The 25,163-nt window shown below is 61.6% G+C and carries 25 protein-coding genes and 2 pseudogenes; 13 read left to right on the forward strand and 14 right to left on the reverse strand.

The genetic code is table 11. The features are described 5' to 3' along the window. The first annotated feature begins 157 nt into the window (after positions 1-157). Positions 158-1,663, forward strand: coding sequence for a site-specific integrase (locus tag EOD29_RS37315; protein WP_245475449.1), 1,506 nt, complete (start codon positions 158-160; stop codon positions 1,661-1,663). 495 nt (positions 1,664-2,158) lie between these two features. On the opposite strand, the pseudogene EOD29_RS27400 reads toward EOD29_RS37315, so the two are convergent. From EOD29_RS27400 to EOD29_RS27420, 5 genes and pseudogenes are all read right to left on the reverse strand, one after another. Further along, a pseudogene (locus EOD29_RS27400) lies at positions 2,159-2,629 on the reverse strand (DUF5939 domain-containing protein); the annotation flags it as partial. Between the two features lie 177 nt (positions 2,630-2,806). Next, positions 2,807-3,676 carry a DUF2182 domain-containing protein gene (locus tag EOD29_RS27405; RefSeq protein WP_127248495.1) on the reverse strand — a complete coding sequence of 290 codons (870 nt, stop codon included), beginning with the start codon at positions 3,674-3,676 and terminating at the stop codon, positions 2,807-2,809. Between the two features lie 3 nt (positions 3,677-3,679). Further along, positions 3,680-4,318 carry a DUF1326 domain-containing protein gene (locus EOD29_RS27410; protein WP_127248496.1) on the reverse strand — a complete coding sequence of 213 codons (639 nt, stop codon included), beginning with the start codon at positions 4,316-4,318 and terminating at the stop codon, positions 3,680-3,682. A gap of 142 nt (positions 4,319-4,460) precedes the next feature. After that, a complete protein-coding gene (locus tag EOD29_RS27415) occupies positions 4,461-4,760 on the reverse strand; it encodes an antibiotic biosynthesis monooxygenase (protein WP_127248497.1) in 300 nt (99 codons plus the stop codon). A 36-nt stretch (positions 4,761-4,796) separates the two neighbouring features. Then, positions 4,797-5,873 (reverse strand): class I SAM-dependent methyltransferase, encoded by a 1,077-nt coding sequence (locus tag EOD29_RS27420; RefSeq protein WP_127248498.1) that lies wholly within the window; start codon positions 5,871-5,873, stop codon positions 4,797-4,799. Positions 5,874-6,097: 224 nt separating this feature from the next. Here EOD29_RS27420 and EOD29_RS27425 point away from each other — a divergent pair. Further along, a pseudogene (locus EOD29_RS27425) lies at positions 6,098-7,390 on the forward strand (chloride channel protein); the annotation flags it as partial. A 221-nt stretch (positions 7,391-7,611) separates the two neighbouring features. Here EOD29_RS27425 and EOD29_RS27430 read toward each other — a convergent pair. From EOD29_RS27430 to EOD29_RS27460, 7 genes are all read right to left on the reverse strand, one after another. Further along, positions 7,612-8,223: a DoxX family protein gene (locus tag EOD29_RS27430; RefSeq protein WP_206520507.1), complete on the reverse strand. Its 612-nt coding sequence runs from the start codon at positions 8,221-8,223 to the stop codon at positions 7,612-7,614. A 130-nt stretch (positions 8,224-8,353) separates the two neighbouring features. Beyond that, a complete protein-coding gene (locus tag EOD29_RS27435) occupies positions 8,354-9,061 on the reverse strand; it encodes an NAD(P)H-dependent oxidoreductase (RefSeq protein ID WP_127248499.1) in 708 nt (235 codons plus the stop codon). A gap of 27 nt (positions 9,062-9,088) precedes the next feature. Beyond that, positions 9,089-9,565, reverse strand: coding sequence for a DoxX family protein (locus EOD29_RS27440; RefSeq protein WP_127248500.1), 477 nt, complete (start codon positions 9,563-9,565; stop codon positions 9,089-9,091). An 11-nt stretch (positions 9,566-9,576) separates the two neighbouring features. Then, entirely contained in the window at positions 9,577-10,362 is a 786-nt protein-coding gene (locus EOD29_RS27445) for a DNA-binding domain-containing protein (RefSeq protein ID WP_127248501.1), read from the reverse strand. Beyond that, on the reverse strand, positions 10,349-11,383 hold the full coding sequence (locus tag EOD29_RS27450; protein WP_127248502.1) for a DUF692 domain-containing protein: 1,035 nt from the start codon (positions 11,381-11,383) through the stop codon (positions 10,349-10,351). The genes EOD29_RS27445 and EOD29_RS27450 overlap by 14 nt, the downstream gene beginning before the upstream one ends. Positions 11,384-11,426: 43 nt before the next feature. Beyond that, positions 11,427-11,696, reverse strand: coding sequence for a DUF2282 domain-containing protein (locus tag EOD29_RS27455; RefSeq protein ID WP_095819763.1), 270 nt, complete (start codon positions 11,694-11,696; stop codon positions 11,427-11,429). Between the two features lie 231 nt (positions 11,697-11,927). Beyond that, positions 11,928-12,785, reverse strand: a complete 858-nt coding sequence (locus tag EOD29_RS27460) for a hypothetical protein (RefSeq protein WP_127248503.1) — start codon at positions 12,783-12,785, stop codon at positions 11,928-11,930. Between the two features lie 216 nt (positions 12,786-13,001). Between EOD29_RS27460 and EOD29_RS27465 the strand changes: the two genes are divergently transcribed. From EOD29_RS27465 to EOD29_RS27490, 6 genes are all read left to right on the forward strand, one after another. Next, on the forward strand, positions 13,002-13,277 hold the full coding sequence (locus EOD29_RS27465; protein WP_128203229.1) for a hypothetical protein: 276 nt from the start codon (positions 13,002-13,004) through the stop codon (positions 13,275-13,277). Between the two features lie 279 nt (positions 13,278-13,556). Continuing rightward, positions 13,557-13,742 carry a hypothetical protein gene (locus EOD29_RS27470; protein WP_348630456.1) on the forward strand — a complete coding sequence of 62 codons (186 nt, stop codon included), beginning with the start codon at positions 13,557-13,559 and terminating at the stop codon, positions 13,740-13,742. 170 nt (positions 13,743-13,912) lie between these two features. Continuing rightward, entirely contained in the window at positions 13,913-14,827 is a 915-nt protein-coding gene (locus EOD29_RS27475; RefSeq protein ID WP_127248506.1) for a LysR family transcriptional regulator, read from the forward strand. A 187-nt stretch (positions 14,828-15,014) separates the two neighbouring features. Further along, a complete protein-coding gene (locus EOD29_RS27480; RefSeq protein ID WP_127248507.1) occupies positions 15,015-15,515 on the forward strand; it encodes a cupin in 501 nt (166 codons plus the stop codon). Positions 15,516-15,605: 90 nt separating this feature from the next. Further along, positions 15,606-16,808 carry an MFS transporter gene (locus EOD29_RS27485; protein ID WP_127248508.1) on the forward strand — a complete coding sequence of 401 codons (1,203 nt, stop codon included), beginning with the start codon at positions 15,606-15,608 and terminating at the stop codon, positions 16,806-16,808. Between the two features lie 81 nt (positions 16,809-16,889). After that, positions 16,890-17,315 (forward strand): DUF302 domain-containing protein, encoded by a 426-nt coding sequence (locus EOD29_RS27490; protein WP_245475452.1) that lies wholly within the window; start codon positions 16,890-16,892, stop codon positions 17,313-17,315. A 58-nt stretch (positions 17,316-17,373) separates the two neighbouring features. Here the strand turns inward: EOD29_RS27490 and EOD29_RS27495 are convergent, their stop codons facing one another. Further along, positions 17,374-18,285 (reverse strand): LysR family transcriptional regulator, encoded by a 912-nt coding sequence (locus EOD29_RS27495; RefSeq protein ID WP_127230061.1) that lies wholly within the window; start codon positions 18,283-18,285, stop codon positions 17,374-17,376. 255 nt (positions 18,286-18,540) lie between these two features. Between EOD29_RS27495 and EOD29_RS27500 the strand changes: the two genes are divergently transcribed. From EOD29_RS27500 to EOD29_RS27520, 5 genes are all read left to right on the forward strand, one after another. Next, a complete protein-coding gene (locus tag EOD29_RS27500) occupies positions 18,541-19,323 on the forward strand; it encodes a 3-hydroxybutyrate dehydrogenase (RefSeq protein WP_127248510.1) in 783 nt (260 codons plus the stop codon). Between the two features lie 22 nt (positions 19,324-19,345). Continuing rightward, positions 19,346-20,497, forward strand: coding sequence for a patatin-like phospholipase family protein (locus EOD29_RS27505; protein WP_127248511.1), 1,152 nt, complete (start codon positions 19,346-19,348; stop codon positions 20,495-20,497). 33 nt (positions 20,498-20,530) lie between these two features. Further along, positions 20,531-21,922, forward strand: a complete 1,392-nt coding sequence (locus tag EOD29_RS27510) for an NAD(P)/FAD-dependent oxidoreductase (RefSeq protein WP_245475450.1) — start codon at positions 20,531-20,533, stop codon at positions 21,920-21,922. A 22-nt stretch (positions 21,923-21,944) separates the two neighbouring features. Continuing rightward, complete coding sequence (locus EOD29_RS27515; protein WP_127248512.1) at positions 21,945-23,291, forward strand: NAD(P)/FAD-dependent oxidoreductase; 1,347 nt, start codon at positions 21,945-21,947, stop codon at positions 23,289-23,291. 142 nt (positions 23,292-23,433) lie between these two features. After that, positions 23,434-24,138, forward strand: a complete 705-nt coding sequence (locus tag EOD29_RS27520) for a peroxiredoxin-like family protein (protein WP_095765681.1) — start codon at positions 23,434-23,436, stop codon at positions 24,136-24,138. Here EOD29_RS27520 and EOD29_RS27525 read toward each other — a convergent pair. Further along, on the reverse strand, positions 24,122-25,027 hold the full coding sequence (locus EOD29_RS27525; RefSeq protein WP_127248513.1) for a LysR family transcriptional regulator: 906 nt from the start codon (positions 25,025-25,027) through the stop codon (positions 24,122-24,124). The two genes, EOD29_RS27520 and EOD29_RS27525, sit on opposite strands and share 17 nt — an antisense overlap. Positions 25,028-25,163: the final 136 nt, after the last annotated feature.

A 25,163-nucleotide genomic window follows, 5' to 3' on the forward strand; every position in this document is an offset into this window, starting at 1 on the left:
TGAAACCCTTGACTTTCAAGGCTCTCTGTCCATTCTGATGTTACAAATCTTGTAACAAAATGGGTTCAGGGGCGTGGCCGGACGAGTTCGAAATCTCCTCAATCGAGACGGTCGCTACTTTGCTCGGCTCGTCATCCCGAAAGACCTCAGGCCCTTCATGGATGGCAAGACCGAACGAAGGAAGGCGCTTGGGCCAGACTATCGAGCCGCTCTGAAAGCTCTTCCAGGCGCTATTGCGGTCCTCCAGCATGAGATTGCACTCGCGGAGCGTCGAGCAGCGGAGGCGGGGGCTCGGCCAGTGACGGCCGGGCGCTATCCGCTCGCCCCAAACCAGATTGCCTTACGCAACTATCAAGCCCAGCTGGCTTTTGACGAGGAGTTGCGTAACACCGATCATCGATACGCGTCTTTCGGGTATGTTGACTATGATCGGGCTGAGAAGCTCCGCGACGGTATCGCCGGACGTTTGGCCGACTCGGAACTCGCGGCTTTGGTCGGCAATCGGATCGAGCGATATCGACAACTCGGGAACACCACCGCCGAAATTGGCTCAATTGAGTGGCGCACCTTGGCCTTGGCTCTGTGTATCTCTGAGTATGAATTTCTGGCTCGTGTTGCTGAGCGCGACGAAGGCGATTTCGACGGAGCGCCGTCGCACCCGTTGCTATCCAACGCGCAGCAGGAGCCGGAGCCTTTGTCTCCTGTCTCGCTAAAGGCACTGTTCGCCGATTACGTGGCTGCACGAAAATTGGTCGGAAAGGCCAATGAGATTGAGAGGCGTTGGAAGCCCGTTTTCGCCGATCTCAGAAGCTTCCTTGGCCACGATGATGCCAGACGCATTACGAAACAGAAGCTGCTCGAATGGCGCGACCGCCGCCTCGAGACATTGTCTGCCAAGACTATCGCTGACGTCTACCTGGCTGCGGTGCGCTCGGTTCTTGCCTGGGCTGTTGAAAACGACTGGTTGGAGGTGAACGTCGCCGAAAAGGTCCGGCAGGTTGTGCCAAAGAAGTCATTGTCCCGCGAAAAGGGTTTCACGTTGGGTGAGGCCGTCGCAATCCTGCGGAAGGCTCGTGACTACACACCTCGCAAGACTGACAATCCACGCACGACCGAGGCAGCTCAGACAACTGCGGCGAAGCGCTGGGCGCCTGTCCTGTGCGCGTTCACCGGAGCCCGTATCACCGAGATAACCCAACTGAGGAAGCAGGATTTCAGGAAGGAAGGCGACGCGCACATCATGCGCATCACGCCAGATGCTGGAACGGTGAAGGCGGGCGGCTATCGGGACGTGCCAGTGCACTCCCAGATCGTGGAGTTAGGGTTTATGACGTTTGTCCAGGGCGCGCCCGAAGGACCGCTATTCTATGCAGGGCCCGAAATCTCCGTGACAGCCGCACGGACGGTGGCTGGGCGCGTAAGTCAATGGCTTCAGTCCCTCGACATCATTCCTGCAGGGGTCAGTCCGAACCATGGCTGGCGCCATCGTTTCAAAACGACAGGGCGAGAACTAGAAATTTCAGATCGCGTCCTCGACGCGATCCAGGGACATGCAGGTAAGACGGCCGGTGACAATTATGGCGACGTCACGATTGTCGCGAAGAAGGCGGCGTTGGACAAGTTCCCTCGCTACGACTTGTCCCTGAAGCCGGGGCACAAATGAGCAATCCTCACAAGCTAGCTGAAGCGTTCGTCGCAGATTTCCGAAGAATGGAATATGCCCTCAAGCGGTCTGGTTACATTCGAAACAACAGGAAGGATGCGCAGGCAGATTGGGGCAGCTTCGCTCACGCTCTGGGGAAGAAGTTTTTCGATCAAGTCGTAGCTGACGGCATTGCCAAGACCCTAATAGGCCATCCCCCGCGCCAGCTGTTAGCCGATTTGCATTGGTCGCCTCAAAGTCCCGCACCCTTAGCAAATGTCGCAGAGTTAATTGTTAACGGCGTATGCCGGGTCCGCAATAGCTATATTCACGGCGAGAAATTCACAGGCGGGCCGGAGGGCCAATGGGAGCGGGATGCACTCTTAATACACGAGGCGCATGCGGTGTTGAACCGAGCCGCCGTCCAAGCAGCATCTCCCAGTGAGACATCAAGAGGCCATTCGTGACAATTGCGGTTGTTTGGCTTGAGGACAATGTTCTTTGGTGCGCAGCGGATAATCGCCCGTCATGTCCGAAGTGCAGCTTCCAGTGAAAATCCTCGACAGGCAGCGTCTCGGGATCATGGTGCGGCAGGCGCCGCAGCTTCGGCGATATCGAGAAGGTGACCTCGATGAAATCGTCGAGGTCGGTGTCGCCCGACACGTCGCACAGGCCACAGACATAGTGGGTCTTCAGCGTGCGCAGGGCGCCGAAACTGTCGAGCACCATCCCGGACTGGGGACAGAGCACATCCCAGCTCATGTCGAACAGCCCACAGCGGGCGGCGTGAAGGAAGAGGTCGATTGCTTCAGGCTCGGCGATTGCGCGGTCGCGAGCAAAGGCCAGCGGATTAACGCGAAAGAGTTAGTGGTCGTCGGCGCTCCTGATCAGCGTCTCGAATTTCGAGATGACGCGCGGGCTCCAGGCGCGCGCCTGCTCCACCTTGGTCATCTTGCTCTCGAGAAGACGATCGTCGACTGCCGTCACGCCCGATCCTCAACCTTGCCTCGCGACAGCCTACTAAAAAACCAGCGCGATGCGAATGGATGCCCTCGAAATCGTCTGCCGGCACAGCAGGGATGCTTGTGCTCCTGCTCGTTTACCGTGCGATGGACGGTGGCGCACGCCAAGCAGTTGCTGGTCGCGGTTTGCCAGGGAAGGCCGCTAGCCGCCCATCCAAGGCATATCGATCGCCCCGAGCGCTACAACGATGCCGAGGGCCACTAGCGCAACGCCAAAACCACCTTCGACGCGGCGGCCGCGAGGCAGCAGCTTCTCGACGAAGACGGCCAGAGTCAGAAGCAGCATCCAAGCGATGCTCATGACGCCGGTCGCAACCAGCACGGCAAACAGCGCCCAGCAGCAGCCAAAGCAATAGAGGCCGTGGCGCAGCCCCATCATGAGCGCGCCAACACGCCCGTCGCGCCAATGCTGCGCAACGAAAGCGAGCGGCGAGCGGCAATGGCTGAGGCAGATGTGCTTGAGGGCCGTGAATTGGTAGAGCCCGGCGACGCCAAGCGTGGCGCCGAGCGCGAGCGGTGCCCACTTCGAACGCTGGGGTGGATCGAGGCTCGTTGCAAGGTCGCTACCGAGCTGGACCAGGACATACACGACAAGGCCCGCCGCCGCCCAGATGAGCAGATAGCCCGCTACGAAGGTCCACGTTGGGATGGCCACGTGCTGTTCGCGCCTCGCCTGCGCGGCCGCGAACATAAAGATCATCGGCGCCGCAGCTGGCAACATCATCGCCGCCATCATCACCGTCCACACGGCGAGAAAAGCGGCAGCGCCCGCCACTGACCAGCCGTCGGCTGCAATTCCGGCCATCGCCATGCCGGCCATGCCTTCCATACCCTCCACACCGCCGCGCATGGATATGCCCATGGGCATATCCATGCTGAACGTCTGGTAAAGGGTAAGCGCCCACGCCGCTGCTGTCAGCCCCACGAGCGATGCGAGTAGACCGAGCGGGATGCCCCGCAGATTCCGGGTGAACCGCCGCGATTTTCTCAGGAACGCGTCAGCCATCGTCATGCCCTAGTCCGGGCCGCTCCAGTCGAACGGAATGTGCTTGCTCGAACGGGCGGTGCCTGTCCAGTCGAGGCCAAAGCCTTTGGTGCTCACCTCGACGGAACGCCCCCAGGTGGCAACCTGGCCCGGGCCAACCTCGGAACCCGGCGGGTTGATCGTCTGCACCCGCTTGCCGGGCGGCGTGGTCGGTCCGGAAAGCGCTTCCGCATGTCCGACGACGAGGCCAGGAATATCGACCCGCCAAGTGGCCAGATCACCCGCCACCTCAAAAGTGATCGGCACGAACTCCATGCCACGCATCTCGCCGACATTGGCGGCAAAGCCCGCCGGCCAGCCGCCGGCCTGGCCACCGAAGATCGTCTGCAGGGCTTCGCGCTGTCGCTCGTTCGCCTTCTCGTCGAGATACATGCCCATCACGGCCTTTGCCTCGCCAGCCCAAAGGTTCCCTTCAAATTCGCCGAGCGCCACCAGTGTCAGGCCGTCGAGCTTGACGTCGCCATACTGACCCTCGCGCACATGCCAGGCGAGCACACCTTGGCAATGATTGCCGGTCGGCCGCTGTGCGAACTCGCAGGGGCAAGGGATGTCGCAGCTGCAGATGTCGAACCAGTCGCCTGCGAGCCGCCATTGAGGCACTGCATTCATGGCTCATCCTCCCGAAAAATCGAGGATCAGATCATACGTCTACGGCAGACTGCACTCCAGCTGTTCATGCGTCGATCTCTGATTTTGATGGACTGGCCTTCACGTTAGTGGTCGAGCGGTCCACACCTGCAGCTGGGCCACTTCAGGTCCCGATGTTGGCCACAACCGTTCCCGAGACAGGATCGGTCACGCCGAGGTCGCCGCCGAGATCCTCAAGCATGTCGCGCATCGTATCGAGAAGGCCAATCATCTGCGGCCGGGCCGCCGCAAGGCTATCCATGTCGTTCCATTCGCCGACGATGCAGAAGGTTCGGTCGCCAGTCCTGATAAGCGCGCCCTTCCGGAAACCCCCGACGTCGAGCTTTGCCTTGTTGTGCGCGTCGATGAACGCCTGTTCCTTGCCGGGCTTGGTGCGGAATCGAACGACGTTGTAAGCAGTCATGTCTTCCTCCAATCAAAAACTATTGCCTGAAGAACCTTACGGACGTGCCTCGAGAACCATGTTGAACGGCGTCTCCGTGGCGCGGCGGAAGCGCTTGAAGCCGCCGCCGGTCACGACCTTGCGCAGCCTCGCCTCGCCGGCCTGGGCGCCGAGACCCAGTCCGACTTCCTGGGAGAGCGATGCGGGCGTGCAGATGAAGGTAGAGGCGGCGTAGTAGATGCGGCCTACCGGGTTGAGGTTCGCCGAAAGCTGGTCGTGCGCGAAAGGCTCGACGATCATCCAGGTGCCGTCCGGCTGCAGCGCCTTGTGCACATGTATGGCCGCGCCTTCCGGATCGCCCATGTCGTGCAGGCAGTCGAAGAAGGCGACGAGATCGTATGTGCCGGGAAAATCCTTGGCCGACGCCACGTCGAAGCGCGTGTTGCCGGCGACGCCTGCCTCCTTGGCCGCGGCGCGCGCCCGTTCGATGGACGGTGCATGATAATCGAAGCCAACGAAGCGAGAGTTTGGAAACGCTTTGGCCATCAGCACGGTCGAGGCGCCATGGCCGCATCCGACATCGGCGACGTCTATGCCCCGCTCCAGCTTCTCGACCATACCGTCGAGCGCCGGCAGCCAGGAACCGATCAGGTTGGCGTTGTAGCCCGGCCGGAAGAAGCGTTCGGTGCCGCGAAACAGGCAGGCGCTGTGATCGTGCCAGCCCAGCCCCTTGCCGGAGCGGAAGGCCTGCCGCACCTTCTCCTCGTCGAGCCACAGCGCCTGCACGACCTCGAAGGCTCCGGCCATGAAGGCGGGGCTGTCCTCATTGACGAAGACCTGTTCCTGCTCAGGGCTGAGGTAGAATTTGTCGGCGGCCTCGTCATATTCGATATAACCGGCGGCTGCCTGGGCCGATAGCCATTCGCGCACAAGTCGTTCCTGCGTGCCGGTCTTTTTGGCAAGCTGTCCGGCGGTCATCTTGCCGCCCTCGCTCATGGCCGCGAACAAGCCGAGCCTATCGCCCAGCAGAACCGCGGCTCCTGTGGTGATGGCGCCCAGATCGCCGACCATCTTTCCAAGCAGCGCCTCAAGTTTCTCCTGGTTGGATTGCGTCTCCTTAATGCGTTCCAGCATCGGCTTTCTCCTCAAGCTCGACCCCAAACACTTGCCATGGGCGACAAACCGGATCCGTCACTGGGAAACGTCCCGCCACAACAATCCATAGTTCGCGCCCCAGCGGCTGACTGTTACGGCTTCACAGAAACGTGACCTAGCCTCGCAGGTGATTGGCCCGGCGGCTAATGCTAGGCCGGAGTCGATCATCAGGGAGCTGACAGGCAGCCAAGCGAAAACATCCGATGTTGCGCCGCTCGCAGGCGATATGGGTGTCGCGGCGAGTCTGGCAGCCTCGCATTGTGTTCTGGGCAGGCGCCATTTCGATCGGCCTGATCAGCGTGCTCTTCGCAATTCTGGCGGACAAGGCCCAGGCATTGTTTCACGCTGTCATCGGGAACAGCGGCGGCTGGCACTTCTACCTGCCGCTTGTGATGACGCCGCTAGGCTTCGTGCTCTGCGCCTGGCTCGCTCAGTCCTTTTTTCCGGGCTCGCAAGGCAGCGGCATCCCTCAGGCGATCGCCGCGCGCCACCTCCGCGACGACGAGGATCGCAGCCATATCCTTTCGCTGCGGCTGGTGGTGGGCAAGATCGCGCTTACCGTCATCGGCCTGTTCTGCGGCGCTTCGATCGGCCGCGAGGGCCCGACGGTGCAGGTCGGCGCCTCGCTGATGCTGCAGGCGGCGCGCTGGGGCGGCATGGCGCAGGCGCGTGGGCTGATCCTGGCCGGCTCGGCCGCCGGCATCGCCGCCGCCTTCAATACTCCGCTCGCCGGCATCGTCTTCGCCATCGAGGAGATGGGCCGAGCCTACGAGTCACGCACCAACGGTCTTGTGCTGACGGCAGTGATCCTGGCCGGCCTCGCCTCGCTGGGGCTGCTCGGCAACTACACCTATTTCGGCGTCGCCAGGGACACGGTGGCCTTCGCCAGCGATTGGCCGCTGGTGCTCGCCTGCGGCATCCTCGGCGGCGGTGTCGGCGCACTCTTCTCGCTCTTGGCGCTGAAGGTCATGCGCCGCATCCGGCGCTGGAACGCGCTGCAGCCGCTGCCGCGCACGCTGCTCGTAGCGGGCGTCTGCGGACTGGCCGTGGCCGCGATCGGCGTCGCATCGGGAGGGCTGACCTTCGGCACCGGCTATGTGCAGGCGCGCGGCGCGATCGAAGGCACGCCGTTGCCGGCCTTCTTCTTCGTCGAGAAATTCGCCGCGGGCCTGCTGTCGATGGTGTCGGGCATTCCGGGCGGCCTCTTCGCGCCGTCGCTGGCGGTGGGCGCAGGGCTGGGTAGCACGCTCGGACTGGTCTTCGGCACGGCCACGGGAACCGCGGCGCTGCTTGGCATGGCCGGCTATTTCGCCGGCGTCGTGCAGGCGCCGATGACGGCCTTCGTCATCATCCTCGAAATGACCGGCAACCATGACAATGTCATCGCGCTGATGTGCGCTGCGATGCTGGGTTACGGCACGGCGCGGTTGATTTCGAACGAGCCGCTCTATCATGCGCTGTCGCGGGTGTTCATCGCCGAGGCAATCCGCCGGAAGGCGTCCGCGATATGCTTCATCGACCCACATCTGTTTGAGTTCGGAAGTCCCTGCCCAGGAATAGCCGGCAGCTACGCCGACGATGCGCCCCGCCTCGTCTCGTATCACAAAGCCAAGCCCTTGGGCGTCAGCGCGTCCTACTGCCTGCTGGTTGTGGACGAAGATACTGTCTTCAATGGCATCGATTTCAACTGCCGTAACATCGTGGTGGGCCTGGACGGTCATTTTGCGCGCTCTGTTCCCATGGGCCGACGCAAGACCGCCTCAAATGACAAACGACCGGGACCGCCGACTGCAAGCGTTGCCAGGCCGGCAAGGTAAAGCAGGATGATTTCGTAGCCGACAGGCCCGAATCGGACCCCAGCTGTCGTCACCTCGGCAAACTTCACCGAGAAGAATCCATACTGGGAATGGACGGTGAACAATGCGGTAAGCAGCACGACCGCCATCGGCACGCTGACGAGTGGAATAAATGCACCCGCCAGCACGGCGCTACCGCCGCTAAGCTCAACCAGCGTCGTCAGCCATGCCAGCAAATGCGGCATAGGAATCCTGAAGAACGCCGGCAAAACTTTCAGGGCCCCTGCTGAGTTTGGCATAGCCATGCCAGGAAGCCAAAGCCCACGATCAACCTTATCGGCAACGGCGCCCATCCAGCGGCAGCACCAGAGGGGGAGAGTGGAATTCTTGAAAAAAGCTGACGGAAACGCATCCTGGCGAACTTTCTTGTCTGTGCGGTATGCGAGAAGTCGGAACTGTCGGAAAGGATCCGAGGTCGACGACGGTGACAGTTCGTTGTTCGCCCCGCGGCGACTAACCGTTACGGGGCTCACAGCAACGTGACCGCCGCCTGAAAAACTCTCAGCGAGAGCAGGACCTAAATCGCCAATGTATCAGAACAACCGCGCTCGCTCACGAACCGCGGTCGACGTGTAGCCTCTAGTGAGCCGGACGAGGCTTCCTTCATGCAGATTTCAAAACATGAGTATCGTCGACGTCCGCGAGCTTTGGATAAGCGATGGTTGGGGCATGCGCCAGACCGAGGAGCCGTTCACGGTAACGCACGAGGAAAACCCGGCGTTCACCGTCGCTGATGCGCGCAGGTGCGTGCACAAGGAAAGGCTCGATCACGGTGAAGCCGACGAAGTAGAGCATACCGTGGTTGATGGGAAACAGGATTGATCCGATCGGGCCGTTCAGTCCCTGGTCCGAATAGATCGGCGGCGGCCCGCCGATTGTCACGGAACACATCGCGCGTTTTCCGGCGAAGACGCCGCGGTCATACCACTTGCCGCCGCCATAGATGCGACCACCCGACGCGAACACGCGATCAACCCAGCCTTTAAGGATTGCTGGCAACCCAATCCACCAGAGCGGAAACTGAAGGATCAAGGCGTCGCACCAGAAGAGCTTGTCCATCTCCGTCTGGATGTCGGGAGCAAACCCATCGTTGACGGCAGCATTCGCCTCCTCGGTTTGCTGGCGATAGTAGTTCGCCTCGTGCACGGTCGTGAAGTTGCGGCGATCCGACACCGGATTGAAGCCCATCGCATAAAGGTCGGAGATAACGACCTCGTGCCCAGCCGCAGCCAGCGCCTGCTCGGCCGCGCGGGTCAGGGCGCCGTTGAAGCTGTTGGGCTCAGGGTGAGCGTGAACGATGAAGATGCGCACCGTGCGTTTCCAACTTGGCCGGAATGCCTATTTCTTGGGTGCCGAAAGGGTTCGCTCGGCGACCTGGTCGAGCGAGAAGACGCCGGCGCCGCGCGTCAGAATGAGAAGCAGCAACGAGGCCCACAGCAGGTGCTCCGCCCAGTTTTCCGGATAAACGAAGATCTGAATGACGGAGACGATGCCGAGCAGCATCAGCGCGGCGAGGCGCGAGAACAGCCCGAAGAAGACCAGCACCGAGCCCGTTAGCTCCGCGGTCGTCGCAAGCGGCGCCGCGATCGAAGGGTCGATGAACGGCAGATTGTATTCGTTGGCGAACAACTGCAGCGTCACCGGCCAGGACGCCAGCTTGCTCTGGGCCGATTGCCAGAAGACATGTGCCACCGCCACGCGAGCTGCGAGTTGGACCAGCGAAAAAGGAATGTGTTCGGGCAGCTTGATGATGCGCCTGTAGAGGCCGACAAGGCCGGCCGGGTTGGACGAGGATTGCTCCGATATTGCGGTCATGACCGTCTCCGTCAGTTTGAGGGGAAATTCGAGGCGACCCGCACGTCGGTGACGAGCCTGTCGCGGAACAGACGCACGAGGGCCGAAACCAGGTCGAAGGCCGGGTCGAGCGCCAAGGCGCGGCCAGTGGCATGCTCGAGGCCGAAGCCGTGCTTCAGCGAATGCCAGAACGCGAAGCTCGCGCGGTCGAGCAGAAAAAGCCGCACGTAATTCCCCGATCGCCACAACGCCACGCGTTCGGGGCGCCTTGCCCAACTGATGTTTTCGTCGACCGCCGTCTCCTGTTGATGCGCCATCCATACCGACAGGATCGACCAGTGCGAGACGATCAACCGCAGCGAGGGCTGGAGCTGGATATCCGGTGACAGCCCAAGATCGGTGCTGTCATATTCTGCGAGGCTGCGAGGCGGCAGCGACGCCGTGTCGAGTGCCTCCGCTATGACCCATTCGAGACGCGCCGCTTCGGCGACGATCGGCATGTCGGACAACGTGTCGATCGTTTTCAGGAAGCGTGGAAAGCCGGCGCCATAACGTGCCAGCCGCGACTCGACTGGCGGATGCCGCCGAATGAATTCGCTTGCCGCAAAGCGGAAGAAGCGTTCGTCGACGAGGCGGACGGTCACGGGAAACACCGCCATCAGCGCTGCGGTGAGGGAACTGCGCGTGTTGTTCTGGTAAATCCGCAGGCGCGCCAGCGGATCTGCCTTGCCGGCGGTCAGCATATTTGCGGCGGCGACCGGCTCCATGGCCAGCACCGACCGCGCCATGGTGGTCTGCAAGTGTTCAAGCGGCAGCATGGTATTCCTCCTCGATTGAGACAAGCGCCACGGACATGCACGGCCTGGCGCATTTGGCAGCGGCGAACGCCGCCAGGACGGGCATGCTGGTCGTCGTTTCGCTCTGGACAGAAAGGTGGATCGGCGTCGCTGGCGTTTTGGTCGTTTGCTCGCGTCGCGCAGCTTGCTTGCGGTTGAACATGATCGACGCGGTCAGCATGTCGGCCCACATCGCTTCGCCCAGCAGCACGTCGAGGATGGGAACGTCGGAGTCCCACTCGATCAAGGTTGGCCGCGGGCCAAGCCGGTCTATGGCATGCTGATAGAGCGCCCAGACGACGGGAGGCACGCGCGAGCCATGGTCGTCGATGAGCACGGTGTCGGCGCCGACGTGGTTGGTCGCATGGCCGGCAAGGTGGATTTCGCCGATCGCCTCTGCCGGCAGCGCATCGATGAAGGCCTTGGCGTCATATTGCAGATTGTGTGCCGAGACCTGGACGTTGTTGACGTCGAGCAGCAGACCGCAGCCGGTCCGAACCACGAGCTCGGCCAGAAACTCGGCCTCGCTCATTGAGGAGTCCGCAAAGGCGACGTAAGCAGACAGATTCTCGATCAGCACCTGCCGATTCAAAGTTTCCTGGACGGTCTCGACGTTGCGCGCGACGATCGCCAGCGCTTCTTCGTCGTAGCGCAGCGGCAAGAGATCGTTGAGATAGGCGCCGTCGGCGACACTCCAGGCGAGATGCTCGGAAACCAGATCGGGCTCGAAGCGGTCGCAGACCTTGCGCAGTCGCTCCAGATGATCGCGGTCCAGACCTTGCGCGCTGCCCAGCGACAAGCCGACGCCGTGCACGGACAGCGGGTAGATCTGGCGCAGCCTTTCCAGCGCTTCGACGCCAGCGCCGTCACCCATGTAGTTCTCGGCGTGGACCTCGAGCCAGCCAGCTGACGGGCGCCGCGTCAGCATCTCGGCGATGTGAGGCGAGCGAAGACCAATGCCCGCCGAAGCGGGGATTGCAAGAGGTGAAAACATGCTGGACATCGGTCTCCTCCATTCTGGTCTGGTTGGCTCGAGGTGGAAGTTGCTAGGCTTTCGGCTTGTCGCTGCCGCCCGCGATCTTGGCGCAGCTGCCGGCGGGCACGTAGAGCCAGGAATCCGGCTGGTTGTCGGCGGTCGCGGTGCCGGCGCAGGAATGTGTCGCGGTCTGGCAGTCGTTCTGGCCGGCCTTGACCACGCCGTAGCATTTCTCGAAGGCGAAGCCGGGCTTGGCGGCCGGGCCGCTGTATGCCGCCGTCGCGGCGAGCGTGGTGGCAGCCGCGAGGGCCGATCCGATAAGGGTCTTGGTGTTGATCACAGGCTTGTCTCCTGGTTGGCGTTTCGAGGGAAAGACCGGCCTTAGGCCCGTCTGCAGATCAGTCTCTCCGATCGTGGCGCCGAGCTGAAATGCTGTCTCGGCATGGAATTGATACGCGGCCACTATGTTCAGGATCTCCGCGCGAAAAAGCCCTCCGGCGGGGCACCGGAGGGCTTGGCACCTGCGTTCGAGAGTATGCGATGCAGGCGCGGCTAGGCGGGAGGGAGACGCCTAGATGTGTTGGGTTCGACAACCGGTGGCCGGGCGATCGTCGGTGCTGAAAAGATCAGTCGCAAGCCAGCCTTCGGCACATTGTCGACCTCTGTCACGCATGTCTGTCAGTTCGCCCCAGTCGATCCAGGGTCTGACGAAGAGTGCAGCCCCTGCTCGGTATTGACTGTCGAAGATGGTGTGAACCGGCGCGCATTTGGTCGCGCAATGGGTGGAGGAAAAGCTGCGATCCGGACATAGCGTCGTGAACAGCGAAGGCCTGCCCGCGATGATCAGGCGGTGGCTCGTTTTCGGTGATCGAGCAGACGGCAATTGCGAGATGTCCCCGTCCCCCCAATAAGTATCGCCGTCGATCTCGATCGGCTGGGAGAGGAACGGGACTGTCGCTGCTGCCACGATCGCGTCAATCGACAGCTGCTCACCGGAAAATATCTTCACAGCATCGGTGCGGGCATTGACGGCCAGGACGCCCAGTTTCACCGGGCAGTCTTCGTTATTGATCTGCTCGAGCTCGATCGACTGTTCCAGCATCGATCGCAGCAGGCTCGTTCTGTCGATGGCGAACATCGAGGCATGGCTGACGCGCCGCCAGAAGTTGGCAAGTGCCGTGCGTGCGCCGCGCCTGCCGCCGACGCTTAAGCCATAGACGAAGACCGCCGCCTGCATTGCTGTAAAGCCCGACGCGGTAAGGCCGCTCACGCTGGAGTTGGCCTCGTCCAGCAGGCGATCGAGCACGCCCCAGACAAAAGCACCATGTGCGTCGTTTGCCAGCACGATTTCGATCGTCCGGTCTTCTACACCAAGATCCGCCACTGAGATGGTGGGTTGGTCTCTTTGCATTGCGGACTGAGCAAGCATGGTTTGGTCTCCATCCCAAGATCGTCACCAAGACGACTGGGGAGAGACTGCCGCATCTTCTTGTTCAGCCGAAATGCCAAGGTGGCATGAAGTCCATAGGCAGATTGCATTGGCTGCCGGTCTTCACGCACCGCACTCTTCATCCCGATCCGGGGCGATGGGCATCGCTTGGCTGGAGCCGCTGCCAGAACGGCGGCCTGGAACAGGAGACGGATGATGAAAAGACAATTGGCCTGCGTGGCTGCGCTTACAATTGGTCTTGGTGCGAGCCCAGCTTCAGCCGACCCGTTCAGCGACCTCGCCGAATTGCCGACGTTCTATACGGACGCCACGATGAAGACGATGAAACCGATGGCTGGGTTCAAGAAGGCCTGGTTCGCCATGCCGAAGCATGACCGGGTCAAGATGACCAAGGCGTGTAACGACCCGGCAACGAGCAAGTCCCACGCCCAATTCTGCGCCAACATGCTTGCTTTGGGCGGAGCCAATTAGCGGTGCTCGCAAAGCGCCCTTGGAATACGGAGCCGGCATAAACTTCATTCGCAGACGGCATTGGCGAGTTGAGCGCCGGATGAAGCAAAGTCCACCTCGGCAAGATGGAACAATAGAGTTCCAAAAGCCGCCAGTCACCAGCGCAGTCGTCAAAAGTGCGATTGCACAACTCCAGAGAAGGTTCTCACCATGAATATCAAAGCTATCTGCTTTGGCGCTTTCGCCCTTTCGGTTATTGGCGGGGTGGCCTTCGCCGGCGTCCTAGACGAGCCATCGAACATGCAGCCCTTCTTCACTGATTCCGGCATGAAGACGATGAAGTCGAGTGCCGATTTCGAGATCGCATGGAAAGCCACACCGAAGGCGATGCAGGCCTCAATGATGAAGGAATGCAATGACGCCGCCATGAGCAAGCCGCATGCTCAGTTCTGCGCCCGGCTTTTTGCCCTGGGTCATCACAGCTGATAGCCCTCAGCGTCAGCTGCGACTGGACAATTGGATGGCGGGCCTTGGCCCGCCAACGTCGTATGACGAAACGCTATCGACTTTATAGCCCCCGCGCATTGGCATGATCCGATCCATTGCGGCAGTCTTCGAGCATGCAAATGCATCTATGCAGCTGAGGGACTATAGGCATGGACATCCACCACATCCGCTACTTCCTGGCCGTTTGCGAGACCCGGAATTTCACGCGCGCGGGCGAGAAGTGCAATGTTACACAGCCGGCGCTGTCGCGCGCCATCCAGCAGCTCGAGGATGAGGTCGGCGGCCTGTTGTTTCGCCGCGAGCGAAACCTGACGCACCTCACGGATCTCGGTGCCTTGTTGCGCCCGCGGTTCCAACAGATTCTCGATGAGGTGAGCGGCCTGCGCCAGGAAGCGTCGAAATTCCTCTGCCTGGAAAACGCAAATCTCAAGGTCGGGGTGATGTGCACAATCGGTCCGCGCCGATTTACCGGTCTGTTGACGGATTTCAACAGGCGCCAGCAGGGCATCCAGCTGCAGCTGGTGGAGGGCGTTCCGGCTTCCCTTTCGCAACTCTTGGAAGCCGGTGAGATCGATGTCGCCATCATGGCGTCCAGCAACAGTTTTCCGGAGCGCTTCGACGTCACCCCGCTTTATCGCGAACGGTTCGTGCTTGCCTTTCCCAACGGCCATCGGCTGGCCCGCAACGACAATGTTGCCATCTCGGAACTCGACGGTGAGAACTATCTCAGACGCCTGAATTGCGAGTATCGCGATTACCTCGCCGGTCTTTGCAACGAACGTGGCGTGAAGCTCAGGATCTCCTATGCCAGCGAACGCGAAGACTGGATTCAAAACATGGTCTCGGGTGGGCTGGGAATCTGCTTCATCCCGGAATTCAGCGCCGTCATCCCGGGACTACAGATCAGGCCAGTCGTCGATCCTGAAGTTTGGCGCGAAGTGTCGCTCGTTGTGGTGGCGGGGCGCCGCTTCTCGCCGGCGACATCGACCTTCGTGAACAGCGTCAAGGCTCACAGCTGGCCGGAAAGCGGCATCGATCTGTTGGCCAGAAAGACGGCTGCATAGCAATTCGAAATGAACTCTAACGCCGCGATAAATGTCGTAGCGGAATAGTTGCGTTGGCGCGGTCGTCCACCATAGTTTTCAGGTATCGAATTAAGAGCCAGTCAGCATTTCTCTTTCGCCCAGGCTGCCGTCACTCTCCTCCTATGCCCCGCTTCCGCGATTGGGCACCGACAAAGGAGAAATAGATATGGCTTCCAAGACTATTGCATTGCGGGTGCCGCTGAAGCTGGCGCTGACACTCGGACTTCTCACCGCGACCGCCGCGTTTTCGGTGGCCCCGGTTTTCGCCGGCGACTGCCCTGCCGGCCAGGCCGCCACGACCGACATCCAGGAACATCCCAGCAAGCCCGTCGGCGTGACAGACACGGTTCTTTCGGCGATCGACCTCAGCCCGAAGGGCGAAGCCTGGAAGGGCAACATGCTGCGTCTGCGCAAGCTTGTCGTTCAGCCGGGCGGCGTGGTGCCGTGGCATGAGCACACGGCTCGTCCCGCCAACATTATCGTCGTCGAAGGCTCCATCACCGAATACGCCAGCACTTGCAAGGTCGGCATCGAACATCCCGCCGGCGACGTGACGGCCGAGTTCGGTCAACTCGCCCATTGGTGGAAGAACAACGGGAAAGTCCCGGCGGTGCTCTACTCAGCCGACGTTCTGCCGCCGGCGATGCACAACGATCACATGATGTGAGCCGCTCGTCGCGGCCAGCGAATCCCAGCAGCAGCAACCAACAGCGCGTCCTCGGGCGATCGCCTGAGGACGCATAGCCAGGAGCCTGTGATGACGACCAGTGAACATACCGAATTGATGGGGCTCCGCAGGGTGGCCGCGGACAGCTGGCGCTTCGGACTGATCGCCTTGATCGCGTTCCTGACGCTCGTCGACCTGTTCGCCACCCAGGCCATCCTACCTTCACTGGTGACAAAATTCGGGGTCAGCCGCGCAACCATGGGCTTCGCCGTCAACGCCAGCACCTTCGGCATGGCGGTGGCCGGTGTCGCCATCGCTCTCTTCGGGCGCGGCATCGATCGACGCAACGGCATCTGGATCAGCCTGGCCATCCTGGCGATCCCGACGACGCTGCTTTCGCAGACGGACAATATTGTGGTCTTCGCCCTGCTGCGCGTAGCGCAAGGCCTTTGCATGTCGACCGCGTTCACGCTCACCATGGCCTACCTGGCGGAGCATTTTTCCGCCCGGCAGACCACGAGCGCGCTTGCGGCCTATGTGACCGGCAATGTTGCCAGCAACTTTTTCGGCCGGCTGATGTCGGCGGCCGTCGCCGACATGTTCGGCATCTCCACCAACTTCCTGACCTTCGCCGCCCTCAATCTGTTTGGCGCGGCTCTTGTCTGCTTCACGCTGCAGAAGACCTCGGCAATGATGCGCGCAGACCTGGACGGCCAGCCTGTCCGCGCCGCCTGGAAAGCGCCGTTGCGGAACGTCGAACTGCGGGCCTGTTTTGCGATCGGCTTCCTAATCCTGTTCGTCTTTATCGGCACGTTCACCTACGTGAATTTCCAGCTCGTTGCGGTGCCGCTTTCGCTCACGCCGATGGCCTTGGGCGCCGTCTATTTCGTCTTCCTGCCATCGATGCTGACCACCCCGCTTGCCGGCCGAGTCGCAGCGGGCCTTGGCCCAAGGGGAGGGATTGGGGCAACGCTTGCGCTGGCGATCGTCGGCTTGCTTCTGCTGCTTTTACCCAGTCTTCCGATCGTTCTTGCCGGAATGACCCTGGTTGCCGTCGGCACCTTCCTGGCTCAGGCCATAGCCACGGGACATGTCAGCCGGACTGCGTCGCGCGATCGCGCTGCCGCAAGCGGCATTTATCTCGCGTCCTACTACGGCGGCGGGCTCGCCGGCAGCTTCCTCATCGGACAGATCTACGACCGTGTCGGCTGGACCGCATGTGTGGTCGTGCTGGCCGCGGTTCTCGCCGGCGCGATCGCGATCGCGCGCGTTTTGCGAACGCCCAAGGCCTGAGACCTGAAATCCAAACTTAGTTATCCAACCAAGGAGACCGACATGACCAACCAACTCAAAACTCTGCTTGCAGGCGCCGCCATGCTGATGACGGTCATCATTCCTGCCGCCGCCTCGGACGGCGTCGTCACGGTGAAGAGCGACTACTCGGTCGCCGAGACCGTCGCCCGCATCAAGAAGGACGTTCTCAAGAAAGGCATCATGTTTTTTGGCGTCATCGACCAGGCAAAGCTCGGCAACAAGGCTGGCAACGACGTCCGGCCGTCGCGGCTCGTTATGTTCGGCAATCCGGCGCTCGGCACGACGTTCATCACCTCAAATCCCGAGGCGGGCCTGGACTGGCCGGTGCGCGTGCTGGTTTATCAAATCGGAGATGGCACGGTTTACGCCGCCTATAGCGACTTCGACTGGATTGCGAAGCGGCACGGCATCACCGACCGGCAGGCACAGTTCAAGATGGCGACAGAGGTGATCCAGTCCGTCACATCGTCGGTCAGGAAGAACTGATCGGCGCGAAACGTCGAGATGCTTTGGCTTTTAAACCTGTCAGCCTCGCACAGACAGATCATTCGGCGGCGGACAACGCCTTTGCCCGCTCGCCGAACCATTTCTTCTGCGTTGCTTCGCGGACCAGCGCGCCGACCGCGGGCGAATGCCTGCGGCCGCGCACCGTGACCAGATTGACGTCACGCCAGAATTCCGGCTCCGTGATCGGCAGGGGCACCACGCCAGGATGCTTGACGGTATGCTCCGGCATGAAGCCAAAGCCAAGCCCGGCGGCGATCATCGCCAATGTCCAGTCGTCGCGATCACTCCAGTAAACCGGACTGACCGTGACGCCTTGCTCAGCAAGGATGGCATCCGCGTAGCCAGCGAACTCGCAATTGTTGCGGTGGATGTAGCTTTCGTTGCTCATGTCCTTCACCCGCACCATGCGCTGGTTGGCAAGGCGATGGGTCAGGTGAACGGCCATCACCATCTGCTCCTGGAAAAGCGGCAGGGAGTGCACTTCTTCGTCGGGAACGTCTGAGGGCAACGCATAGATGGCAGCCTCGAGCTCGCCCTCGAGCAGCCTTTTCCTGAGGCTCACCGCGTCCGCATCGCAAAGATGCAACTCAACGCCAGGATGGTGCGCGCGCACGGCTGCTATGAGCTCGATAATCTCGTCCGGAGCGATGGTGCTCATGATGCCGACCTTGAGCGGCATCTTCTTCAGGGTCACATATTGCTCGGCGATCTGCTTTGCCTGGCGTGAATTCTCGAAGACGCCTTCGAGATAGGTCTCGACCATGCGGCCGAGCTCGGTGAGGTGAGTGAAGCGGCGCTCACGGTGGAAAAGCGGCCCGCCGAATTCATCTTCCAGAAGCTTGATCGCGCGCGATAAAGCCGGCTGCGTGACATTGCACTGCTCGGCCGCCCTGGTGAAATTCAGCTCCTTGGCGACGGCCAAGAAGTATCGAACCTGGCTGATCTCCACTGCACGCTCCCCTCACTGGACGCGCATACGGCATGACCCGCGTAGCCACGCAATCTTACTAGTTGCCGTTACGTCAAACAACCCGACCGGTCGATCGAGGTCCCGGGCTTGGAAAAACCAGCGATCTGACCGTCAGCTATCGAATCCATGTCTCAACGGCATTTCCGCAACTTGCGGCGGTTCACCATACTAATCCTCAGATCCAGAGCCGGCCCGCGCCGTGGCTCGTAGCCGTGCAATCAGAAGGACAAGACCATGCTCAAAGGCAAGACATCGCTCATCACCGGTTCGACCAGCGGCATCGGGCAAGGCATTGCCGAAGCCTTCGCGGCCAAGGGCTGCAACATCGTTCTGAACGGCTTTGGCGACGCCGCCGAGATCGAACGCCTGCGGGCCCGGCTCGCCGCCGATCATCAGGTCGCCGTCCGATACGACAATGCTGACATGAGCAAGGGCGACGCGATCACCTCGATGATGGACAAGGCCATCGCCGAGTTCGGCGCCATCGACATACTGGTCAACAATGCTGGCATTCAGCATGTCGCGCCGATCGATGACTTCCCGATCGAGAAATGGGAAGCGGTTGTGGCGATCGATCTGATGTCTTCGTTCTATACGATCCGACGCGCCCTGCAGGCGATGAAGGCGCGCAAATGGGGTCGCATCATCAATGTGGCCTCGGCGCACGCTCTCGTCGCCTCGCCATACAAATCCGCCTATGTCGCGGCCAAGCATGGCGTCGCCGGCCTGACCAAGACCGTCGCGCTGGAGGTTGCCGAACAGGGCATTACGGTCAACGCTGTCTGCCCCGGTTACGTGCTCACGCCGCTTGTCGAGAAGCAGATACCCGACACTGCAAAGGCCCGCGGGATCACCGAGCAGCAGGTGATCAAGGATGTTCTGTTGGCTGCGCAGCCCACCAAGCAGTTCGTCACCGTCGAGCAGGTTGCCGCACTGTGTCTGTTCCTCGCGTCGGACGATGCGGCTTCGATTACCGGTGCCGTGATGCCGATCGAAGGCGGTTGGACCGCTCACTAGACCTGCACGAGGAGCGAAGGCGATGAACAAGATCATGCAAAACCTGTCCGCCCCGCAAGCAGAACCGGCGGTCGGCCACCAGGACGAAGCCAAGCCTCAGACCGTCCTTGTCCTTCAAGGCGGCGGCGCGCTCGGCGCCTATCAGGCCGGGGTCTATCAGGCGCTGGTCGAGGGCGGCATCGAACCGGATTGGGTCATAGGCACGTCCATCGGCGCCATCAATGCCGCGCTGATTGCCGGGAACAGGCCCGGCGATCGTCTGCCCAGGCTTCAGGAATTCTGGGATGGTGTGAGCCGGAGCAGTCCATTCGACGAATTTTTCCGGATGATGGTTCCGAGCAACATCTTTGCCAACATGGGCACGGTGATGCGCGGCATCCCGGGATTTTTCGAGCCGAATCCGAGCGCCATGTTTGGGGTCAACCGCGAAGTCGGTGTCGAGAACGCGTCCTATTACACCACGCATCCGCTCAAAAGGACGCTGAACAATCTGGTCGATTTCGACTACCTCAACGGTCGCCACACGCGGCTGACGGTCGGCGCGGTCAACGTCAACACCAGCGAGCTCAAATACTTCGATACGCGCGAGATGAACCTGTCGGCGGCGCACATCATGGCGTCGGGCGCCCTGCCGCCGGCGTTTCCGGCAGTCTGCATCGACGGCGAACCCTATTGGGACGGCGGCATCTATTCAAACACGCCGATCGAGGTGGTGCTGGATGCGCGCCCCAGGCGCGACGCGCTGATCTTTGCGGTCAACATGTGGCAGCCCCGCGCAACCGAGCCGAAATCAATCTGGCAGGTCATGGGCCGGCAAAAGGATCTTCAATACGCCAGCCGCGGCCGGAGCCACGTTGCACGGCAGGAGCAACTGCATCGGTTGCGGCATGTCGTGCGCGAAATGGGAAAGCTGGTTCCCGAGGAGCGTCGCGAGGATCCGATGTTTAAGGAACTCGCCTCCTATGGCTGCCCGTCGGTCATGCACCTCGTCCGCCTACTTTCCCCACGGCTCGACGGCGAGGACCATACCAAGGACATCGACTTCACCCGCTCGGGCATCCGCACCCGCTGGCAGGCCGGATACGAGCATGGACAGCGCGTCCTCGCGGACAAGCCCTGGGAATGCGAGGTCGACATGCTTCAAGGCATCGTGATCCACGAATCCCAAGAGTGATGCACCGCGCCGAGAAGATTACGGAGACCACCGATGCAGATCATCACCCCCGGCATGCGGTTGATTCCGGAAGCGGTGCTCGCCAACGATGCGGCGCTCTTCCGCACGATCCCGGAGACCCCCTCGCACGCGGACAAGTCACTGCATCGCGTGGTCATTGTGGGCGGCGGCGCGGGCGGCCTGGAACTGGCGACACGCCTCGGCCGCAAGTTCGGCAAGCGGCTTTCCGTCACGCTTGTCGACCGAAACCGCACCCATATTTGGAAACCGCTTTTGCATGAGGTGGCATCTGGCGCCTTGAGCGTGTCGCACGACGCGGTCGAATACATCGCCCATGCCAGCCGCCACGGCTACCGCTACCGAATTGGCGAGGTCGTCGGCATCGATCGTGCCAAGCGCCAGGTCTTCGTCGCGCCCAGCTTCGACGATGACGGCCGCCAGGTCATCCCGCCACGTGTTCTGGGATACGACACGCTGGTCATGGCCGTCGGCAGCGTCAGCAATGATTTCGGCACGCCGGGCGCCGCGCGCCATGCCATCGCGCTCGACACCGCCGAGCAGGCCGCCCGGTTCAACAAGCGCATGATCGACGCATGCCTGCGCGCCAACGCGCAATACGAGCAGCTTTCGCCTGGTCAGCTTCATTGCGTCATCGTCGGTGCCGGTGCCACGGGTGTCGAACTGGCGGCGGAGCTGCACAAGTCGATGCGGGAGATTGCGTCGCACAATCTCGACAACATCGATTTCGAAAGGCTGATCCGCATCACCATCGTCGAAGCCGGGCCGCGGATTCTACCTGCATTGCCTGAGGAATTGGCGAGCGCAACGGCACGGTTGCTGATCAAGCTGGGCGTCCAGATACGATGCGGGATCAAGGTCACCGAAGTGACCGAAGACGGCATCCGGCTGGGTGACAAGCTTTTCGTGCCTGCCGAATTGGTCGTCTGGGCGGCCGGAATCAAGGCGCCGGAATTCCTGAAGGGGCTTGATGGTCTTGAGACCGACCGCATCAACCGCCTGATCGTTGACGAAACCTTGCGGGCGGTCGGAGATAAGAACGTGTTCGCGATTGGCGACTGCGCGAACTGCGCGCTGGCGGGCGAAGAAAACGCGTTGCCGCCGCGTGCCCAAACGGCCCATCAGCAGGCAGACCACATGGCCAAGGTGATTGCAGCACGTCTCGCAGGTCGTGCCGAGCCGGCATATCGCTACCGCGACTATGGTTCCCTGGTTTCGCTGGCCGACTACGGTGCGTTCGGCAGCCTGATCGGCAGACTGAAGATCGAAGGTCTCGTTGCGAGGCTCGTCTATCGCTCGCTGCACAAGATGCATCTCAAGGCGGTGCACGGCTTGGCGAAGACCATGATGGCTTCGATCGGCGAGATGATCGTCAGGCGCGCCAGACCGCGGATCAAGCTTCACTGAGCGCGGCGGAGGAGGCGGTGCAATGGAAAAGTATGACGTCGTGATCCTGGGTGGCGGCAATGCCGGAATGGGCGTCACGGTAGCGACGCGCACCGCCGGACTTTCCGTCGCCATGATCGAGGCTCGCGATCTTGGCGGCACATGCCCCAATCGCGGCTGCACGCCGAAGAAGGTGCTGGTTGCGGCGGCCCATGCGCTCGACGAGATCGGAAGAGCCGGCAATCATGCAATCGAAATCGAACCGCCGAGGCTTGATTGGCGAGCCCTGATCGAGCGGGAAGAGGACATCATCGCGGATATCCCATCCCGGCTGTCCGGATTGATGGCCAAGCGAGGCGTCGATGTCATCCACGGCGAGGCCGCATTTATGGCCAGCAATGCCGTCCGCGTCGGCGCCCGAGAGATCGAGGCCAGAAACATCGTCATCGCCACCGGCTCGAAGCCGCGCCCGCTGTCGATCCCCGGGTCGGAATTTCTGACCACGTCCGACGATGTTCTGAGCGATCCTGTGTTGCCTCGCGCCGTGGTGTTCATTGGCGGCGGCGTTATTGCCTTCGAGCTGGGTCACGTCTATGCGCGCGCCGGCGTCGAGGTCACCATCCTCGAGGCGCTACCGCAACTCCTCAGAGGCTTCGACGAGGATGCCGTTTCCCAAATCCGTGCCGAGAGCGAGCGGCTTGGCCTCAGGATCCATACCAAGGCCTGGGTCAAGAAGATCGAAAAGACCGACGGGCGGCTGCGGGTGAGCTTCGCGAAGGATGGCGCCGAATGCTCGGTCAACGCGGATCGGGCCGTCAATTGCGCGGGGCGCGTGGCCAATGTCGAGGGGCTCGATCTTGGGGCGGGTGTCATCGTGCATCGCGAAGGCCGCATCGAGATCGACGAGCATCTGCGCTCGCGTTCCAATCCAGACATCTATGTCTGCGGCGATGCCGTATGGAGCTCTCCGCAGCTTTCGCCGGTAGCGACCTATGAAGGCGGGATCGTCGGCCGCAACATCGTCGACGGCCCGAGGCATCGCCCGGACTACGGTCACATACCTGCGGCCCTCTATAGCATTCCGGCCGTGGCGGCCGTCGGTTTGACCGAGGCCGAGGCGAGGGAACGCGGCTTCATCGTCAAGGTCCACCTGAACGATATGCAAGGCTGGCTCTCCGCCAGGACTTACGCGGAGCCGATCGCATGGTCGAAGATCATCGTCGAGGAAACGACAGGCAGGATCCTTGGGGCTCACCTGGTCGGCCATGCCGGCGAAGAGCTGATTCACACCTTTGCGCTCGCGATGAAGCACGGCATCACGGCACCAGAGCTGTCTGAGATGGTCTGCGCCTTCCCGACTTTCACAGCGGATATCAGGAACATGATGTAACGCGTCGGGCCAGGCCAGCGAACGTAGAGCGGAGGTCCGGGATGCGTCGATGCACGCAAGGCATCAAAACCATGCAGGAAAAACATGGCGATTGCCGAGGGGTTACGGTGGTAGGCTATGCGGGACACGTGAAAGCGCAGACATGGCCGCTGACGACCAGGCAATGACATTCGAGCAGTCCGTCCAGGCAGCCATCGAACTTGATGCGCCCCTCAATGAACGGCTGGCCGTGATTGCCGCGGCGGTTCGCCGTCTGAACTCGGAATTCGCTGACGCCGTCGAGCGACTGGTGGACCGCCTCGAGAAGCAAGGTGCCGGCACAATGGCGCCGGCTCCTGGCGAAGCCATGCCCGGTTTCCTGTTGCCTGATGACGATGGCAGGCTCGTCAGCCTCGCCGAAATCCTGGCCAAGGGCCCAGCCGTAATCACCTTTCAGCGCGGACACTGGTGTCCTTATTGCCGCTTGAACGCCATCGGGATTGTCGAGGTGCATCGCGAGATCGCGGAACTGGGAGGACAGGTGGTTGCGATCATGCCGGAGCGGCGCAAATTCGCGAAGGCGATGAAGGCACTGGTCGGCGCACAATTCCCGTTTCTGGTCGATATGGACAACGGGTATGCGTTGTCGCTCAACCTCGCGATCTGGGTCGGCGCCGAAATGGAGCGGCTTATGGGCCTGGGGTTCGACATCCCTAACTATCAGGGCAACAGCAGCTGGTTCATGCCTATTCCAGCCACCTTCATTGTCGGAACGGACGGGATCATCAGGGATCGCTTTGTCGATCCGGACTACCGCCGCCGCATGGACATCGACGACCTGATCGCGGCGCTCAGGCGGGCTCGCTGACGCCGAAGGACGACCAGTCGGCCGCCCTCAAAAGGTTGAGCAGCGTTGTCGCGACAGGCGAGCGATGCCTGCCGGCTACCGCATAGACGGAAACGATCCGAGAAACGTCCAGGTCACGCAGCTTGAGCCGGCGGGTGTTCGAGGATCGCGGTGCCGTCAGCGACACGAAGCCGACCCCAGCGTTGGCTTCGAGCAACGCCAGAAGGTCCTGATCGGTCTCGACTTCATGCGCCGTTCGAGGCGTAAGACCCCTGGCGGACAGGGAGCGCGACAGCTCCTCGCTCGTCTCCCAATCGATCCGACTGAGCACGGGTTCGGCGGCAAGCTGAGCCAACGCGACGTCCGCCTCGTTGCGCCGGGCCAGCGGATGATCGGCATTTACAGCGAGTTCAATCTCTTCCCGAAACAGCGGCCATATGTCCAGGCGGTCCCAGGCCTGTCCCAGGGGGCCGGCAATTGCCAACTCGACCTCGCCACTCTTCAACGCGTCGACGACAGCAGCGGGCGAACCACGATTGATCTTGAGGTGGGCGCCGGGATAAGCGCGGAAAAGCTCCGTGAAGGGCGAAACCAGTAACGCTATGTTGATGCTGTTGGATATCGTGACGTTGAGGGGTGCCACGTCACTGCTTTGCACAGCCTTGGCCAGTGACTTGGCGGAAGTGGCCGCATCATAGCACTGTTGCAGCAGGGGCAGCATTCGCCGCCCAAGCTCCGTAAGGTGCGAGTGCTGACGCTCGCGCCGAAGAAGCTCTCCCCCTAGCTCCTCTTCAAGCGTCTTGATCGCGCGCGTAAGGGCCGGCTGAGTGACGTTGCACTCCTCGGCCGCCCTGGTGAAATTTAACGTGTTAGACAGGGCCAAAAAATAGCGGACCTGCTGCATCTCCATGAAATCTCGCCCCCTCAGCGAAATGGTTTATCAGCGACGGCGCATATTGCGAGACTAACCTAGGCTGAATCGACATTCAGCGCATCCATAACATAGCTGCGGCGAGATGGATGAAGGCGAGGAAGTGGCCGGCGCG

This window comes from Mesorhizobium sp. M1A.T.Ca.IN.004.03.1.1, from assembly GCF_003997555.1.
In the GTDB taxonomy this organism is placed as follows: domain Bacteria; phylum Pseudomonadota; class Alphaproteobacteria; order Rhizobiales; family Rhizobiaceae; genus Mesorhizobium.

Excerpts from the sequence above, each read along its gene's own strand:
- EOD29_RS37315 (WP_245475449.1), top strand. The coding sequence starts at position 158 with ATGGATGGCAAGACCGAACGAAGGAAGGCGCTTGGGCCAGACTATCGA.
- EOD29_RS27405 (WP_127248495.1), bottom strand. The coding sequence starts at position 3,676 with ATGACGATGGCTGACGCGTTCCTGAGAAAATCGCGGCGGTTCACCCGG.
- EOD29_RS27410 (WP_127248496.1), bottom strand. The coding sequence starts at position 4,318 with ATGAATGCAGTGCCTCAATGGCGGCTCGCAGGCGACTGGTTCGACATC.
- EOD29_RS27415 (WP_127248497.1), bottom strand. The coding sequence starts at position 4,760 with ATGACTGCTTACAACGTCGTTCGATTCCGCACCAAGCCCGGCAAGGAA.
- EOD29_RS27420 (WP_127248498.1), bottom strand. The coding sequence starts at position 5,873 with ATGCTGGAACGCATTAAGGAGACGCAATCCAACCAGGAGAAACTTGAG.
- EOD29_RS27440 (WP_127248500.1), bottom strand. The coding sequence starts at position 9,565 with ATGACCGCAATATCGGAGCAATCCTCGTCCAACCCGGCCGGCCTTGTC.
- EOD29_RS27445 (WP_127248501.1), bottom strand. The coding sequence starts at position 10,362 with ATGCTGCCGCTTGAACACTTGCAGACCACCATGGCGCGGTCGGTGCTG.
- EOD29_RS27450 (WP_127248502.1), bottom strand. The coding sequence starts at position 11,383 with ATGTCCAGCATGTTTTCACCTCTTGCAATCCCCGCTTCGGCGGGCATT.
- EOD29_RS27460 (WP_127248503.1), bottom strand. The coding sequence starts at position 12,785 with ATGCTTGCTCAGTCCGCAATGCAAAGAGACCAACCCACCATCTCAGTG.
- EOD29_RS27465 (WP_128203229.1), top strand. The coding sequence starts at position 13,002 with ATGAAAAGACAATTGGCCTGCGTGGCTGCGCTTACAATTGGTCTTGGT.
- EOD29_RS27470 (WP_348630456.1), top strand. The coding sequence starts at position 13,557 with ATGCAGCCCTTCTTCACTGATTCCGGCATGAAGACGATGAAGTCGAGT.
- EOD29_RS27475 (WP_127248506.1), top strand. The coding sequence starts at position 13,913 with ATGGACATCCACCACATCCGCTACTTCCTGGCCGTTTGCGAGACCCGG.
- EOD29_RS27480 (WP_127248507.1), top strand. The coding sequence starts at position 15,015 with ATGGCTTCCAAGACTATTGCATTGCGGGTGCCGCTGAAGCTGGCGCTG.
- EOD29_RS27485 (WP_127248508.1), top strand. The coding sequence starts at position 15,606 with ATGACGACCAGTGAACATACCGAATTGATGGGGCTCCGCAGGGTGGCC.
- EOD29_RS27490 (WP_245475452.1), top strand. The coding sequence starts at position 16,890 with ATGCTGATGACGGTCATCATTCCTGCCGCCGCCTCGGACGGCGTCGTC.
- EOD29_RS27500 (WP_127248510.1), top strand. The coding sequence starts at position 18,541 with ATGCTCAAAGGCAAGACATCGCTCATCACCGGTTCGACCAGCGGCATC.
- EOD29_RS27505 (WP_127248511.1), top strand. The coding sequence starts at position 19,346 with ATGAACAAGATCATGCAAAACCTGTCCGCCCCGCAAGCAGAACCGGCG.
- EOD29_RS27510 (WP_245475450.1), top strand. The coding sequence starts at position 20,531 with ATGCAGATCATCACCCCCGGCATGCGGTTGATTCCGGAAGCGGTGCTC.
- EOD29_RS27515 (WP_127248512.1), top strand. The coding sequence starts at position 21,945 with ATGGAAAAGTATGACGTCGTGATCCTGGGTGGCGGCAATGCCGGAATG.
- EOD29_RS27520 (WP_095765681.1), top strand. The coding sequence starts at position 23,434 with ATGGCCGCTGACGACCAGGCAATGACATTCGAGCAGTCCGTCCAGGCA.
- EOD29_RS27525 (WP_127248513.1), bottom strand. The coding sequence starts at position 25,027 with ATGGAGATGCAGCAGGTCCGCTATTTTTTGGCCCTGTCTAACACGTTA.